Origin of the sequence: Bryocella elongata (assembly GCF_900108185.1) — a bacterium.
In the GTDB taxonomy this organism is placed as follows: domain Bacteria; phylum Acidobacteriota; class Terriglobia; order Terriglobales; family Acidobacteriaceae; genus Granulicella; species Granulicella elongata.
Window position 1 is genome coordinate 1,615,791 of the sequence record NZ_FNVA01000001.1, and the last position, 16,739, is coordinate 1,632,529.

The 16,739-nt window shown below is 59.0% G+C and carries 11 protein-coding genes; 9 read left to right on the forward strand and 2 right to left on the reverse strand.

All coding sequences use genetic code 11. From position 1 onward, the window contains the following. Positions 1-117 precede the first annotated feature (117 nt). Both C4S68_RS06235 and C4S68_RS23575 read left to right on the forward strand, forming a co-directional pair. Positions 118-804, forward strand: a complete 687-nt coding sequence (locus tag C4S68_RS06235; protein WP_235011396.1) for an alcohol dehydrogenase catalytic domain-containing protein — start codon at positions 118-120, stop codon at positions 802-804. Next, a complete protein-coding gene (locus tag C4S68_RS23575; RefSeq protein ID WP_235011397.1) occupies positions 752-1,150 on the forward strand; it encodes a zinc-binding dehydrogenase in 399 nt (132 codons plus the stop codon). Before C4S68_RS06235 ends, C4S68_RS23575 begins: the two co-directional genes overlap by 53 nt. 35 nt (positions 1,151-1,185) lie before the next feature. Here the strand turns inward: C4S68_RS23575 and C4S68_RS06240 are convergent, their stop codons facing one another. Then, positions 1,186-2,469 (reverse strand): FAD-dependent oxidoreductase, encoded by a 1,284-nt coding sequence (locus C4S68_RS06240; protein WP_103932051.1) that lies wholly within the window; start codon positions 2,467-2,469, stop codon positions 1,186-1,188. 494 nt (positions 2,470-2,963) lie between these two features. On the opposite strand from C4S68_RS06240, the gene C4S68_RS06250 reads away from it, so the two are divergent. The 5 genes from C4S68_RS06250 to C4S68_RS06270 all read left to right on the forward strand — a co-directional run bounded on the left by C4S68_RS06250 (position 2,964) and on the right by C4S68_RS06270 (position 7,308). Continuing rightward, positions 2,964-3,203, forward strand: coding sequence for a hypothetical protein (locus C4S68_RS06250; RefSeq protein ID WP_268807257.1), 240 nt, complete (start codon positions 2,964-2,966; stop codon positions 3,201-3,203). A gap of 263 nt (positions 3,204-3,466) precedes the next feature. Further along, positions 3,467-3,868 (forward strand): hypothetical protein, encoded by a 402-nt coding sequence (locus C4S68_RS23130; protein WP_103932054.1) that lies wholly within the window; start codon positions 3,467-3,469, stop codon positions 3,866-3,868. A 456-nt stretch (positions 3,869-4,324) separates the two neighbouring features. Continuing rightward, on the forward strand, positions 4,325-5,122 hold the full coding sequence (locus C4S68_RS06260; protein WP_160115030.1) for a type 1 glutamine amidotransferase domain-containing protein: 798 nt from the start codon (positions 4,325-4,327) through the stop codon (positions 5,120-5,122). 60 nt (positions 5,123-5,182) lie between these two features. Then, on the forward strand, positions 5,183-6,853 hold the full coding sequence (locus C4S68_RS06265; protein ID WP_103932056.1) for an FAD-dependent oxidoreductase: 1,671 nt from the start codon (positions 5,183-5,185) through the stop codon (positions 6,851-6,853). A gap of 179 nt (positions 6,854-7,032) precedes the next feature. Then, complete coding sequence (locus C4S68_RS06270) at positions 7,033-7,308, forward strand: hypothetical protein (protein WP_103932057.1); 276 nt, start codon at positions 7,033-7,035, stop codon at positions 7,306-7,308. A gap of 811 nt (positions 7,309-8,119) precedes the next feature. Here C4S68_RS06270 and C4S68_RS06280 read toward each other — a convergent pair. After that, positions 8,120-11,650, reverse strand: a complete 3,531-nt coding sequence (locus C4S68_RS06280; RefSeq protein ID WP_146072038.1) for a two-component regulator propeller domain-containing protein — start codon at positions 11,648-11,650, stop codon at positions 8,120-8,122. A 1,544-nt stretch (positions 11,651-13,194) separates the two neighbouring features. On the opposite strand from C4S68_RS06280, the gene C4S68_RS06285 reads away from it, so the two are divergent. Both C4S68_RS06285 and C4S68_RS06290 read left to right on the forward strand, forming a co-directional pair. After that, on the forward strand, positions 13,195-16,086 hold the full coding sequence (locus C4S68_RS06285) for a sensor histidine kinase (RefSeq protein ID WP_160115031.1): 2,892 nt from the start codon (positions 13,195-13,197) through the stop codon (positions 16,084-16,086). Beyond that, the gene (locus C4S68_RS06290) at positions 16,083-16,724 is read left to right on the forward strand and encodes a response regulator (protein ID WP_103932061.1); all 642 of its coding nucleotides are present in this window, start codon (positions 16,083-16,085) and stop codon (positions 16,722-16,724) included. Before C4S68_RS06285 ends, C4S68_RS06290 begins: the two co-directional genes overlap by 4 nt. Positions 16,725-16,739 lie beyond the last annotated feature (15 nt).

The window sequence follows — 16,739 nt, forward strand, 5'->3', positions numbered from 1 at the left end:
GATCACGTGGGGCGTCCATGAAAGTCTTCCGCGACGCCTCGCGCGCAGCTCCCTACGAAGCAATTCCGCGCTCTTGGTGGGAGAGCCAAGCGCTAAATTCAGCAAACGGGAGTCCTAATGACAGTGCGGTTTGGTACAGCAACGATGAAGGCTGCCCAGGTAGCTGCCGCTGGAGTCAGTCTTAAGATCGTCGAGTTGGGAATTCCCAAACTCGGCCCCGGACAGGTGCGCATCAGGATTCGCGCCTCCGGCGTGTGTTACGGCGACTCCATCATCATTGAAGGCCGCAAACCAGGAATTCCATACCCACGTGTACTCGGGCATGAAGTGGCCGGAGTGGTGGATGCACTCGGGGATGGAGTGACAGACTGGCAAGTGGGCCAGCGTGTGGGTGTCGGCTGGCATGGCGGCCATGACGGCACCTGTCGCGAGTGCCGCCGCGGAGAGTTTCGGAACTGCCGCAATGAGAAGAATCCCGGTATCAGTTGTGACGGCGGCTATGCAGAATACATGGTGGCACCGGTGGCAGCCTTGGTCTCGCTCCCGGACGCCCTCAGCGATATCGCGGCTGCACCGCTGTGTGCTGGAGTCACTATGTTCGACGCTCTACGGCACACCGGCGCATTCCCTGGTGATCTGGTCGCGGTGCAAGGCATCGGTGGACTCGGCCACCTTGGAATTCAATTTGCCAACAAGTTCGGTTACAAGGTGGCAGCGATAGGCCGCGGCTCGCAGATTGAACCCTCGGGCGATGAAACTCGGCGCCGACGTGTATATCGACAGCAGGCTCAAGGACCCTGCTGAGGAGCTACAAAGGCTATGCGGTGCAAAAGCCATCCTCGCCACAGCCCCAGACTCAAAGGCGATGAGCGAACTGCCAGCCGGCCTGGGTCCGAACGGCAATCTTCTCTTGATCGGAGTAACCACCAGCCCCATCGAGACACCTCCGGTCCAGCTCATTCGGGGGAGTAAGTCGATGCAGGGATGGGGCGGGGTCACTCCGACTAATTCGGACGATGTCCTGATCTTCGCCGAGCTACGGGCAGTACGTGCGATGATCGAAACCTATCCGCTGGAACAGGCAGCCGAAGCATGCGCCCGCATGATGAGCGGTAATGCGGATTTCCGCGTCGTGCTGACGATGCCATGACGTGGACCGCACTCTAACTCTCCCTGGCAGGACGGTCATCGCGAAGGGGGCCGTGCGTTACCGTACCGCCGATACTTCACCGAACGCAGAAATTGGTGAGCCATCGAGACTGCGGTGGCGCCGTCTCCCGCTGCTGCGGCGCACCGTTTTGTCGAGTTATGGCGGACATCTCCGGCAGCGAATAGGCCTGGAATGCTTGTTTCCATGAAGAATGGGGCCCGACCATCTGTCCACATCCCTCCTGACAAGCTCGACCGGTCGAGATCTGAGCCGGTCAGGACATAACCCGCCGGGTCGCAATGCAGCACGCCAGGTTTGGCCCAGTCGGTGCGGGGCCTGCCTCCGATACAAACGAAGACGTTCTGCGTCTCGATGTCGGCGGTCTCACCGGAAGTTACATGGCGATACGTTATGCTTTCCAGAGCCTCGTTCCCATACAGCTCAACTAACTCTGTCCTCGTCAGAACCGTAATCGAAGCGGTGTCTTCAATCCGCTCCAGAAGATAGGCTGAAAGTGTATCTTTGAGGCACTCGCCTCGCACCAGCATCGTTACCTTTGACTGTCGCGCGAAGTTCAATGCGGCCTGGCCGGCGGAGTTACCACCACCCACAATCACCACATGCCCTTTGCAGATCTCAGCCTCGCTCGAACCCGCGCCATAATAAAGACCGCGATTCAGAAAATCACGTTCTCGTTCAAGCCCGAGCCGAGAGTATTCCACGCCAGTGGCGCAGATCGTCGCTTTCGAAGCAATCTGCTCGCCGCTCGCGAGCCAGCTTAGCTGCCAGCCATCGCGATGCTCGCCGGATATGCCCTCGCCACCCACGATGATCTCCGCACCTAGTCGTTGTGCTTGCTCGCGCGCTCTCTTCGCGAGTTCGGCTCCGGTAATTCCATCGGGAAACCCCATGTAATTTTCGATCTTCGATGTGCTTCCGGCCTGCCCGCCAACCGCTGTCTTCTCGATCACGATCGTGCGTAGCCCCTCGGAAGCCCCATAGAGCGCTGCACTAAGGCCGGCCGGTCCCGCACCAAAGATCGCCAGATCGTAGTGTTCGTACCTCGGCCCTTTGAACCACTCCAGGGCCATTGCTAACTCGCGGAGGCTCGGGCAATAGAGCTTCGAACTCTGACCGATGACACAGAGAGGCAGGCGAGGGTCGGCGAGTCCCGAGACCTCTGCCTGCCTTTGTGCTTCTCCATCAGTACTCAATTCGACCCACTCATAGTCAGAGCAGTTCCGCGTCAAGAAGTCGCGTACTTCGTAACCCCTGGCACAATTCGCTCTACCGTAAATGACTATCCTGCCATGCGACATCTTTTTCCTCCCTGACCCGCACCCTCATTCAGCTGCCGCGCGATCCATCTTTGATCTAAGTTCGAACCGACTCGCGTCTGCAGCATTTGCGGGGCTCTATCTCATTGCTCGAATCACCAGCAATTCGATTACGGCGGAAGCGCCACATTGAATCAATCGGACGAACGTATTGACTATGGCCGATGGGCGCACCTCTATAGGCCGCAGCCGTGTTCTCGAAGATCACACGAAGCTTGAACTGGCGCGCCACGGGGACATCGCGTCTCGCGGGGATAAAGTTCGTGGCGAGAGTTTGGGTGCTACGTGCCTCGGTAACCTGGTGAGCGGCAATCCTCACTTCTTGGTCGTACTTGAGGGACTGCCACGCCAGTTGCAGGCGGCCAATTGACCCGGTCCCGACCTCCGACTCACCTTGCGCACGATGAACCGGCTCTTCTCGACCATCAGCCTTTCTCCGCCCACGGGAATCGAGGATACGCCGCCACGGCCTCAAGGTGCGGTACATCGATGTGCAAAGCTCTCATCAGGTTTGTACGGTGAAACATGAGGTCGATGGCAAGCTTTCGCTGCAACCGGGGTTGAATTATGTACGTAGCACGAAGGCTGCGATGGCGCAGCAGCTTGGGGGGAGTGCGAGAGCGGTGAGCCCGCTCTTCACCGCCGATGACCTCGCACTGCGTGTGCGTGCGCTCACGCGCAGCGATCTTGCGCAGCTGGCGTGTATCGGTGCGTGAAACTCGCTAGGCGGTGTAGGCCATCAACGGGACGCTATTTGGCAGATTGAGCAGGCATTACGTAGGGTAGGGCCATTGCTGAAGGGGAACGACGTAGACTCCTCCACAGCGACGTCGCCGAGCGCGCATTTACTGCTGAATCGCATGGACACCGGAGAACGGTTGGTAGACGACTACTCCGGCACGGGTCTCACGACAGGTCCGCATGCCATGGCCTACCGCCGTACTAATTTACGAAAGGCCGCCTATTCTCCGCGCTGGAGTTGCAGAAGAAGTGCGATGGCGAGTCCGTCACAACGGTTGGTGCGGTGATCACGCGACAGCGGCCCGGCACACCTCTGGGTTCCATTTTCCTCTCCATGGAAGACGAGACCGGGATCGCCGAATTCGTCATCCATCCGGACCTCTATGAGCGTGAGCGCGCTCTCGTGACGCGCGGTAAGTTCCTCAAGGCTTATAGCGGGCTACAGAACCAGCACACCGTCGTCCATGTAAAGGCAAAGCACCTACGTTGCTCGCTGCTGAGGCCATTGACCTGCAGTGCACAACTTCCACTAGACCTGCCACCACCCACGTACAGGAGGCGAACCTCACAGGATCGATCCCCAAGTTTCTCGGTGCATGGCCGGCCTGAGGGCGATGATGAAGAGTACGAATCGGCGTAACCGGCTTGTAGGCGCGATGCGAGCTCTTTCCCACGCCAGCACGAGCCGACATCAGGGGAGCGATCATTCGTCGCTGACTGCATTGGCGATTTGGCATCAATCGAGAAGTATCCCTGGCAAGAGGTTCCCCGTCCGACTTTATTGGCTCGAGCCCGTGCGCATCGGCCAAGAACGTTAGTTATGAAAGTAACGGTTTTCCCGGATGATATCCGGATTTGAATCGTTGCGGATGTTATCTCGGGATTCTCAGGACCAGGGTGTCGAGTTGATACTTTGGTCTCGATCGATACGTTGGTCCAATCGCGCGGCCAGGGCTGTTCTGGCTCAATGGTCAGAGTTATTTCAATCGGGATATACAAAAGAGGCTCCCATAAATATATTGAACGCCCCCCAATTTCAATGAATGGGATCTCCGTCTATCCCACTCTTAGTTCCGATTTCAGAGAGGAGAACAAAATGGCAACAAAAGGAAGAATCCTGGTGCTCGTCTCGAGCGGTCGCGGTTTGCCTTTGAAGGATGGCAAGGTTTATACCGGCGCCGGCTACTACCTGAACGAAATGACGGTCGTGGTTCGCGGCCTAATGAAGGAGGGCTATGAAATCACCTTCGCCAACCCGAAAGGCAACACGCCTCAACCGGATGTGAATTCAGAGGTTGTTGGTTTCTTCGGCGGTGACGCTGCCAGGCTTCAGGATTATTTGATATTCCGCGACGGTCTGCTTGGACTCAGGGATCCATCCCGCATCGCGGACGTCATCGCATCGGGACTGGATCAATATGACGCCGTCTTCGTCCCCGGTGGCCATGGTCCGATGATCGATCTTCTCGATGATCCCGATGCCGGAATAGTGATGCGACACTTTCACGAAACATCTAAGCCTACGGCGGTCCTCTGCCACGGCCCGATATCACTTCTCTCCGCGCTTCCGAATTCGGTGGAGTTCGTTGCCGCACTGGCAGCGGGTGATTCCGCTGGAGCGCACGCAAAGGCTCAAGGCTGGATCTATGCCGGATATAAGATGACGATCTTCTCGACAGCGGAAGAACAGCAACGCGAGCCGCTTGAGATCGGGGGCAAGGTTCTCTTCTACCCGGACTTCGCGTTGCGTACCGCGGGCGGTGATGTAAGTTTGGTGGCTCCATGGCAGAGCTACGTCATTCAAGATCGCGAGTTGATCTCTGGTCAGAACCCATTCTCAGACGAAGCGGTTCTGAAACTTCTCCTGGCGGCGCTCAACGCAAAGAACAAGTGAGTCGGCAGGTGGGGCTGGTAGCTCCCCAGCTTCGGCGCACAGTTGCAGGAGAATCGGACAATGTCGCCATCGAATGATGCACTTTACCGGCAACCAGAGGCGTTCCCGGTTCTTACAACGCCGCAGATCGCCCGCATCCGGCCCCATGCGATAGTACGACCGGTCGGGTTTGGAGAGGTACTCTTCGAACCCGGTACGGTGCGGATGTCTTGTTTCGTGGTCGTTTCGGGGAGACTCGAAATCTCAATGCCCCGACTGTCCGATGAGCAGGTGTTTACAACCCATGGCCCCGGTCAATTCTCTGGTGATGTCGTCTTGATATCTGGGGCCGGCTCGCTTGCTCGTGGGCGGGTTGCCGAACCGGGAGAATTTCTCGAGCTCAGTCCAGACGCGCTCCGCACGCTGATTGCAAGGGATTCTGAGCTCAGCGACATCTTCATGCGCGCATTCCTCCTACGCCGTGTCACGTTGATTTCCGAGGGCATGGGTAATGTAACCATGTTGGGATCGCGATACTCATCGAACACATTGCGCCTACGCGAATTCCTTACCCGCAACGGTCATCCTTACGCCTATATCGATCTCGATAGCGACAAAGCCTCACAGGAACTTCTGGATCGGTTCTACATAAAGCCACAAGACATCCCGGTCGTGATCTGCAGTGGGACGACGCTTTTGCGAAACCCAACCAGCCAGCAACTAGCGGAGTGCCTGGGGTTGACTGGCCATATTGAAAGGGACCGTATCTACGATGTCGCGATTGTGGGCGCGGGCCCGGCGGGTCTGGCCGCAGCCGTGTATGCTGCCTCCGAAGGGCTGGACGCCGTCGTGATCGAATCTCAGTTTCCCGGAGGCCAAGCTGGCGCGAGCTCAAAAATAGAGAACTATCTTGGCTTTCCGATGGGCATTTCGGGGCAGGAGCTAGCCAGCCGTGCGGTTCTCCAGGCAGAAAAATTCGGCGCTCAGATGATGGTCGGTGAGAAGGTGGTGCAGATCAGATGTGACCTGCGGCCCTACGAGCTGACATTGCAAAACGGCGCGCCAATCGAGACGCGAAGCATCGTAATCGCCACCGGCGCCCAGTATAACAAGCCGGAGGTTGAGAATCTGGCAAAGTTCGAGGGGCGAGGCATCTACTACGCCGCCACATTCATGGAAGCCCAGTTCTGCGCAGCCGAGGAAATCATCGTGGTGGGTGGCGGTAACTCTGCGGGTCAGGCGGCAGTCTTCCTGGCAGAGACGGTGCAGAAAGTGTGCATGCTGGTTCGCGGCAAGGAATTGTCCGAAACGATGTCGCGCTATCTCATTCAGCGAATCGTTGAGAACCCGGGCATCGAACTACATCTCGAAACCGAGATTGTTGGATTGGCAGGAGATCCGCACCTTGAGCGTGTCACTTGGCGCGATCGGGCAACGGGTAAAGAGTCAGCGCATGACATCCGCCATGTTTTCATCATGGCTGGTGCTTCACCGCGTACAGATTGGTTGCGTGAGTGTCTTGCTCTTGATGAACGAGGGTTCATCCTCACGGGACCGGATTTGGATCCAGTTCTGGCTACCGCGCCACTGAAGTGGCCGCTTAGTCGGCCTCCGGCGATGCTAGAGACAAGTTTGCCTGCAGTTTACGCTGTCGGAGACATTCGCTCCGGCAACGTGAAACGCGTTGCTTCAGCCGTGGGTGAAGGTTCAATCTCGATCCACCTGGCGCAGATCGCACTAATAGATGATTGATCCTGACGTATCGAATGCCTTGCCACTTCAATGCCGGACTCTAATGACGCCTGAATATGTGGTTATAGCTTGTCAAGCCACAAATCACTGCCTATGCGACCCGCGATTCGTAGTTTCGTTTTCGCGAGCACGGTTTCGACAGTCGACCTAATTTACTAGAATGCCCGTAAGGAGTACTCATGTCGCAGCCGAAGCCCGGGGAACGATTCTCATACTCCTTTCTCGACGAGGAAGGCGATCTGTCTCACGCCGCCGTCGTCGAAAGCATCCTGTCCAACCACGAGGAGGGCCTCTCCCCGGAGATCGACGAGTATGCAGCCGACTGGCTCGAAGCGCTCCCTCTGGATCCGCCTCCGGATTCAGGCGGTCCTGTCAAGTCCTTCACCGTCATGCTCGGCACCAACGACAAGACCTACATTCAGGGCCGCCTCGTCACCCTGACCTTCGAGCGGTAGTCGCGTTGGTATAGACCGTATGAACTGCGGAGGCGTTATGCCTTACGAAGAATTACAACGTCCTGCTCTTGACCACACAGAAGGAGCTTCTCGCTCAGCAGAACCTCGCAGGACACGACGCCCGGGGCGAGACTGGCGAACGCGTCCGTGATTGGAGCGATGAAAGTGTCACGGACGAGGATTCGGGCCTGTCCCTGAAATAGGCGGATCAGGATACCGCGCAATTGCAGCAGGTTCGGGCCGCCTTGCAGCGCTTCGAAGATGGCAGCTACTGTAGATGCCGAATCGACGGCACACCCATCGGAGAGAATCGACTCAAGCAGATACCTTGGGCCATCTATTGCCTGAAACACCAGCAGGACCTGGAGGAAACCTGCCCCAGCCGGCCACTCTCTAATTTATGTCCCACGTTGATACGGTCACCCTATGGTCGACCTCACTCCCCAACGGCACCTCGCCCCCTCCCAGACCATCTGGCCGAGGAGGAGCTCCAATATGACACCGGCTCTCTCTACCCGGACAAAGCCGGAGGCAGATGCCCCAACGAGATCGAGACCACACGCGCAAGCCCGAGAGATCATAGCCAACAATTGACTCCGCTGACTTCCTAATGGCGGTCAATTATTGAAGGCAGGCCGATGCGCTCTTCGAGACCTCTAACGTCTGGAAACGCGCATCGGCGATCATGCATTCATTGACACCTGCAGAAGTTGGCCGTCGTCTATCCACTCGGATATGAATCCCTAAGGACCACAATTCGTCAGAGGACCTATTTCTTGGGATGCTCCGTAGAGTGACGCAGGATCCAGAGTTACCCAGTGCCTGGGATCGTGGCGGGCAGGCTCAAGTGAAACGTTGCGCCGTGCGCGGGACGGAGCTCGGCCCACAAGCGTCCGCCATGAGATTCAATGATTGACCGGCTGATGCGGAGCCCCATGCCGGTGCCACGAGGTTTGGTTGTAAAGAACGGATCAAATATCTGCTCTGCCAGTTCTGGCGCAACGCCCCGGCCTGTGTCACTTACGCTCACAAGAATCTGCTGGTTTTCGGCCCGTTGCGACTGGAGCACAATCTCTCGTGTCCCATCAACGTCCTTCATCGCTTCGATGCTGTTGACGATCAGATTCATGGCGACCTGCTGCAATTGGACGCGGTCCCCTAAGATCTTAGGAAGATCGGCAGTCAGTTCCATCCGGACTGAGACATCGTATCTCACTGCCTCATCGCGCAAGAGAGCGAGAGTCTCTTTAAGGATCTCGTCCATATCGAGAACCTCTCGATCCGGGGCGCCTCTCTCGAACTGTAAACGGATTCTTTTGAGAATCTCGGCAGCACGATGTGCATCTCTTCCGATTCTGGTGACGACTGCACGCACTTCATCGAGATCTGGCTGATCGCGCCTTAGCTTTCGGAGGCCGACGCTGGCATTGGTGATTACACCACTCATTGGTTGACTGAGTTCATGAGCGAGAGAGGCCGTCAACTCTCCCATAGTCGTCACCCTGCTAATACGTGCGAGGTCACCCTGCGCCTGTCGCAAAGCCTCCTCAGCACGCTTCTGATCGTCAATGTCAGTAGTCGTTCCGACGAACTTGAGGACTTTCCCATCCTCATCTCGCAGGACCACAGCCTGCTGAAGGTGCCAGCGATAGGTCCCGTCCTGAGCACGAAGAGAGCGCGTTTGGATCGCGAAACCAGATCCCGAATCCACTCCCTCCCGGAAGATCCTGGCCGCCATCTCTCGATCATCAGGGTGTATCGCGGTCATCCAGGCTTCAGGATGGGATCGTATGAAGCTAAGTGTCTGACCGGCAAACTCAAGCCACACCTGATTGACAAAATCTGGTGTCCCATCGGATTGAAGCGTCCAGGCAGATACGGGAAGGCGTTGCAGTAACCCAACTTGAAGTTCCAAATCAGCAACCAGTGCGGCATTTTCTGCGATTTGCTTCTCTAATTTCTCATTGACTGAAGCTAATTGCTTCGTACGCTGCTGAATGCTGCGTACTCGGAGTTCATACAGCATCCAAAACAACAGGAAAAATGCGGCCACGCATAAGACCAGGAATAAATTGGTCTGAAACCAGGCCGGAGCGATGGAGAACTCCAGATGGTCGCCGGCCTCATTCCACACCCCATCGTTATTGCAGGCGATGACATGGAAGTGATATGTGCCTGGGCGGAGAGTCGTATAGAACGCTTGACGACGAGTACGGACGTCCTGCCAATCCCGGTCGACGCCATCCAGCTTGTACCGAAAAAGGACCTTGTCCGCTGCTACAAGACTCAGTGCGGTATAGTCGATTTCCAAGTTACGAACAAGCGCTGGTAAGCGCAGTTTTCCGGACGCACCGAAGGCCTCGTGATCGGCGATGACTTGCTCGATGTGCACCGGTGGCGGGACGTTGTTGAAGGGAATATGAAGCGGGTCGATGACACTGACGCCATCCTCGCCTGTGAACCACAACTTCCCATCGGCTGACCTGGCAACACGAGGGCTATAGCCGCCAGCGTAAGCAAAACTCCTGACCCCGTCCGAAATATCGAAGAGGGTGGCCCGGATCGCTCGGTTGAGATGCGCGCCGTGATCCGCCGCGTCGGTCCAGGCCTCCAACTCCGAGGCCGCAATGCGCACCAGTCCGCAGGGTGCCCTCAGCCAGAGCGAATGGGCATCGTCTTCGAACGTCCAGTGGACCCCATCGCACGGCAGTCCATCCTTGCTGGTGAGGGTCGCAACGTGGCCGTCTTTCAACCGGCTGAGACCGCCCTCAGTGGCCGCCCAGAGCGTGCCGTCGCGATCGAAGCGAAGATCGTTGACGATGCCCTCGCCAAGCCCATTCGTGGAGGAATAGGACGCTTGCACCTTTCCATCGGCAAGATAGGCCAGGCCGCCCTGATAGAACCCGAGCCACAGACCGCCGCGGGATGGGTCTGAAGCGAGAACCCCAGCGGGATCCTTGTGCCCTAACCCAGACCAGGGAATTTGCTGGACCTGGTGTTGCGGGGACAGCGAAATAAGTCCGAGAGCCTGGTTGGCGATCCACAGATTCCCTGTAGGGTCCTCGGCGATGGAATGCACGACTCCCCCCGGAATTTCGCTTAGGGGCTCGAAACGGCCATTCTCCAGATAGCCAAACTTGTAAGTTGTGGCAACCCAAATACGACCATGCTTATCTTGAAACAAAGACGTTGGCGCGTGTCCGTCGAGCTTCCCGTCCAACCTGGCGCTGCCGGTGCGAGGAATGGTGACTTGCCCATCGTCCCAGCGGTTGAAACCGCCAAACGTGCCGAACCAGACGGTTCCGTCCGTAGACGCAAGAACCGAGCCGACGATGGCATCCGCGAGGCCTTCCCTTACATTCAACGTGGAGACGGCAAACTTGCGAAAGCGATCGAGCCCGTCAAGCGTAGCAACCCAGGTATTGCCTTCTCGATCGACAAAGATACGGGAGACGTCACTGCCAGAAAGGCCGTCGGACTGCGTAAACGCATCCGTCCTGCCCTGGTGTAGATGCACAAGGCCCCTGTCGAGTGTCCCAATCCAAAGACTGCCTTCACGATCCCGCAAGAGCGTTTCGATCCGGCTCTGCCGCTCATGGCGAGAGACTGGACCGGCTTCGGTCTTTCCATCGACGAATCGATAAACTCCGCCCTTCCATCCGATCAGCAGTGCGCCGTCTGCGTCTTCAGCAAACGACTGTATACCATTCAGATCGCCGGGCAGCGAATAGAACTTCGGAAGGCCCGGTTTCCATCGCCACAGCCCGTTCATCACACCGGCCCAGAGATTGCCTTTGCTGTCCTCATACAACCCAAACGGACCGGGGCCAAGGCCGCCGTCTGCTCCGTCGCAATGGACGCTACCAGTGTGAATCGCACAGAGCCTGCCGCTCGGTAAGCCAAGAGTGCCGACCCATATGAGGCCTTCATGATCTTCAAGGAGCCCGGTGACAAGTTGCCCGGCAAGCTCCGGGTACTGGGTGAGCTTGCCATCTTTCCAACTTAAAAGCCCTTTCGCAGTTCCGACCCAAAGAGTCCCGTCCCGCGCGGCGAGCAGGCTCCGAATGGTGTTGGAGGGGAGATGCTGATCCGCCGGCGGCTGCCACGGAACTGCCCTCACGCCATCGAAGCGGAGCAGGCCAAAGTCCGTTCCCAGCCAGAGATAACCGTCAAGCGTCTGGGTAATCGCGTTGATCTTGCCTTTGGTGAAGCCATCGCGAATCTTCCAGGACGTATGCGCGTATTGGCTGATATCCAGGTCAGGACTCAGTGCAAATCCGGACATAGACCAAGCCATCACGACAAACAAGCACGCAGTCGTCATCGCGATTGGTCGCTGCACTCATCCTCCCAAAATGATTCAGGGCTTTCCATTTTACCGGATCAAGAACTCCGTTTCACATGGAGACGTGACGTTGCACCGAGTGGCAAGCCTTGATCCTTGGCCACGAATAGTTTGTTGGACTTGCAGCGCTACTTTCAGCGATGACAAATCCCAGTTGTTGCTAACGGGCCGCGGCACTCATTGAACAAGTATCGGCCCGCAATTGCAGAGTGCTTCCCGGAAACAACTCGCCTTTTCACTTGAACGGCTCAAACCAATAGACGGAAAAGCCCAGAAGAAGGAACGTCTTCTGCCGCGAAGCCGGCGAGCGGATGTCGTCAGGATGGTGGGAAAAGAGCCTGAGAGAAATCGAAACCACGAGGTCCTGCGTAGATTGCTGTGAAGTATGGTGCGATATGGGGCAGATCGGAGGGGTTTCAAGGCGTTCCTGCAGCCGTTTGTACAGCAGTAGTTGTACAGCAGTCTTGCGGGCTGATTTACATGGCGCGAGACGCAATCGCTTGCGCCCGCCGAGTTGCTCAGAACCGGAATTGCTTAGCGACCTGCAAATGTCTGCGAATGCTCGGAAAATCCAAAATGCACCGTCATGGACCGTCAGTCGCCGAAAGTCCTTGGACTCCTAACGCGAAGATCGCGGGTTGGACTCCGGCCCGGGCCACCACTCCCCCACAAACAATGGTGATTTGCGATTCACGCTCTGAGTGAAAGTGAGACCGGACCATGGCTGTGTGATACAAGAGGGATACACCGTCAAATTATTCCTGCACTGCGTCGCAAGCGGGCGCTTGCAGGGGCATAACGAAACCCCCTCAACTGTGCTGCGGATGGGATCTCGCTCCGCGCGGGAAAACGGGAGACGAGGCGAGTTCGACTTCATTCAGCGAAACGGACCACTCTCTCGCGAAGCCCTTCAGTAAGCCATCAGACGCGCATCACGCTGTTGCAGAATTCCAGTGCATCCCCAACCAGGCTCAACAACGTCGAAACCGGCATCATATGCTTCCGGAACGGCGTTGGCTGTTGCCGCCGTGAAAGACGTGGCACAAACCGCAACACTAGCGAACTGGTGAGAACCAGAGTGCATCGGCAAAACACCAAGGATCAACGACAGCTCGCTCGGCCGCTCCGCAGATGCTTTCCTGGAGAACTGGCGCTTAAACACCCCCGAGGAGCTTCGCAAGAAGACAGAACACCGCTTGTCATGTGCATGCGAAATCCACGAACTCAGCAAGGATGGGCTGTCCCCGTGGGCGCCCCACATCTCTCTCAGGTTCGTCCTTGGTGGCAGCCGCATTACCCGAAGCCTCCCGCAGGTCTGATCGCAGTACCGCTAGGGATCGTGCCCCTGCCCACGCGAGACGTGAATGGAAGCGTGACAGTTCCGGATGGCACATGAGCTCGCTACGGCACAGTGCGACCCATCTTAGATCCAATTCCCGTCTTCCACAGTGTCGCTTCTATCGGGCGATAATGGCTCCGTGCCGGCGGCAGGATCCATTCGCAACTTGCGATGCATCATCGTTCTCTCAGCACTCCTGTGCTTGACTGCGCCGCTCTGGCCTCAGATCGGCATGGACTACGCGCGCACCATCTGGCGAGCCACCGATGGGCTTCCTGAAGACACCGTGCAGGCCATCGCAGAATCCACTCAAGGCGAGCTCTGGATCGCGACGACTGGAGGCCTCTCGCTCTTCGACGGTGCCCGCATCCGCGCCTTCTCGCCGGATTCGATCTCGCGCATGGGCGCCAACAGCGTCTTCTCGCTGCTGGTGGAGAAAGACGGCACCGTGTGGGCAGGGACAGAGGGCGCTGGCCTCATACGCATCCACGGCGGCGAGGTGAAGCTCTTCTCCGCCTCCGACGGCCTGACCGATGGCTTCATCCGCCGTGTGCTGCGCGATCGGCGCAGACGTCTGTGGGTGGGAACCGACGATGGCCTCTTCGTACAGCAGGGCCAGCGGTTCGTTCGATTCGATGCAACCGGCAACGTGCCGCGCATGGCCGTGCATGGACTCACCGAGGACGCGCAGGGGCGCGTGTGGGCCGGAGGCTCCGAGCTGATCTGCATCGCGCCAGACGGCAAGGTCACAAGCTTCGAGGTCCCGGGAGAATACAGCGAGTCACGCGTTAAGACGATCCTTCAGACCCAGGACGGGAGCGTCTGGGTGGGGACGGTGGGAGGCCTCGCCGTCCTCAAGGGCGACAGATTCACGCCGCTGCCTGGTCTGCACGCCACCGTACGCACCATGCTCCAGACGCAGGACGGCACGCTGTGGATTGGGACCATCGGGAATGGCCTTTGGAGGTGGCGCAATGGTGTGCTTGCGGAGATAACGCCACACGGACTTCTTCCCAGCGAGACGATCCTCTCGCTGTGCCAGGACTCGAGTTCCCAGCTCTGGATCGGGACACAGAATGGCATGGTCCGTCTCAACTCCACTCCTGTGCATGTCCTCTCGTTACCCAGGGGAAGCGACTCGGACTTCGAGACGCTCTCGGGCGATACTCGCGGTGTGGTATACGTGGCCGCGCAGAAGCTCTATCGCATCGAAGACGGTGCTGCCCGGGAGGAGAAGCTCCCGGAGCTTGGCCCGGTCAGCGTACGCAACGTCTTCACCTCTCGAGAGGGCGAGCGCTGGATCGGCACCGACGGTGGCGGAGCCTACAGAATCTCCCCCAGCGTTGCGGTCCTGCACTACTCCGCTCCCCGCGAGCTGACGAACAACTTCATCCGTGCCTTCCTCGAGAGCCGCGACAGCGCCATCTGGATCGCCACCGATGAGGGACTGAGCTCCATCGGCCGCGACGGCATCCGCAAGTTCACTGAGGCCTCCGGCCTCGCGTACTTCTCAACGCGCTGTCTCCTCGAAGACCGCTCCGGCACCATCTGGATCGGCACCGACCGTGGCCTGAGCGCGTGGCGCGAGGGACACTTCATCGCAAACGAGGCCACGCGCGTCTTGGCGCATGAAAAGGTCTGGTCGATGCTCGAAGACCACGCCGGCACACTTTGGTTCGCGACCCGCGACCACGGCCTCTTCCGCGATCAAGGCGGCGCGCTCGGCCAGATCACCATGCGCCAGGGCCTGCCCTCGAACGGCATCTATCAGCTGCTCGAGGACCGGCGCGGCAACCTCTGGATGACCGGTCCCAACATCATCGCCTCTACTCCAGTGGCGCAGATGGACGGCCCGCTCCCCACCGCGGACCGGCCCGCCAGTGTCACCGTCTACGCCGCTCCCTTCGGCGCAGAAGATGCGCAGTTCTACGGCGGACGCCAGCCCGCGGGATACCTCGCTCCGGATGACTCCGTATGGTTTCCATCCACACGCGGCGTGGCGCACGTGGATCACGCCGCCGCTCCGCCCCATGGACCACCGCCGCGCGCCGTCCTGCTCGGCATCGAGCAGGACGGCCGCCCCACTACGACCAGTGACGGCGTCGTCGACGCGCGTGTCACCCGCGTTAGCCTCCTCTTCTCGGCCATCGACCTCCGGCCCCGCGGCGACCTTCGGCTGCGCTACAAACTCGATGGACTCGACCACGACTGGATCCCCTCCGGGCCGGACGAGCGCGCCACCTACACGAACCTAAAGCCAGGACACTATCGCTTCCGAGTACAGGCCTTTGAAGGCTCGCAGCCGGAACAGCTCTCGGAGGCTTCCGTCGCGTTCGTCAAGAACAGGGTCTTCTATCAGGCCGCGTGGTTCTATGTGCTTTGTCTGCTGCTAGCGGGCGTCCTGTCCTGGGCGATCTACCAGGTGCGCATCCGGCAGATAGCAACGCGCTTCGCGGCGGTACTCGAAGAACGAACCCGGCTCGCGCGCGAGATACACGACACGGTCATCCAGGGCTGTACCGGGCTCTCCGTCGTGCTCGAGGCGATGGCGGTCGAGGAAGCGCATCGCCAGTCGGAATCCTCCCCTCTGCTGGGTGTTGCGCGCGAGCAGACCCGAGGTGTCATCGACGAGGCGCGGCGGGCCGTCTGGAACATGCGCAGCGACGACGGTCAGGTCGTCGACCTCGCGCAGACGCTGCGCCTTCTCGCCGAACAGACGATGCGCGAACATCGTGAGATTCGCGTCGAGGTGTGCGCCTCCCACAACATCGATCTTCGCGCCGCGGTGCATCATGAGGTAATCATGGTGGTGCGCGAGGCCGTGAACAACGCCGTGCAGCACAGCGGCACCGGGCGCATCGCGATCGCCTCCATGCAAAACGACCGCGGGCTGGAGGTACAGGTGGTAGACGATGGTATCGGCATTGCAAGCGATCAGCTGCTCTCTCCCACGCCGGGACACTTCGGTCTGATTGGGATGGCGGAGCGTATGAAGCGCCTGGGAGGGACCTTGAAGATCGAAGCCGCATCCGATGGCGGCACCAGCGTCGTGCTTCGTGTGCCAGTCCGCAGCAGAGTTCGGGGGATCGCATGAGCCAGCCTGCCTCGGCCCCGGAGAAGCTCCGCGTCATGATCGTCGAAGACCATCCCATCATGCGCTTCGGCATCGCCGCCATCCTCAACGCGCAGCCGGACATGGTCGTGGTCGCGCAGGCAGAGACGGCCGCCTCCGCTCTGGAGACCTTTCGCCGGACGCAGCCGGACCTCACGCTGATGGACCTCCGCCTGCCCGACGGCAGCGGCGTGGATGTCATTCGTGTAATCTGCGCCGAGCGCCCCGCCGCGCGTGTGGTGGTCCTCACAACCTACGAGGGCGACGAGGACATCCACCAGGCCCTCGCAGCCGGAGCCCGCGGCTACCTCATCAAAGGCATGTCGCATGAACTGCTGCTGAAGGCCGTCCGCCGCGTGGAGCAGGGCCAGCGCTTCCTTCCTCCGGTCATCTCTGAGGCGCTGTCGCATCGCCCTTCAGGCTCGCAGCTCACGCAGCGCGAACTCGAAGTGCTCAAGCTGATGTTCGAAGGTCTCTCCAACAGAGAGATCGCCGACCATCTCGGCATCAAAGAGGCGACCGTCAAGACGCACGTCAGCGTCATCCTGACGCGGCTCAACGTAGAAGACCGCACGCAGGCGGTCGTCGAGGGCCTGAAGCGCGGCCTCATTCACCTGTGATGGCCGCGGCCTCCG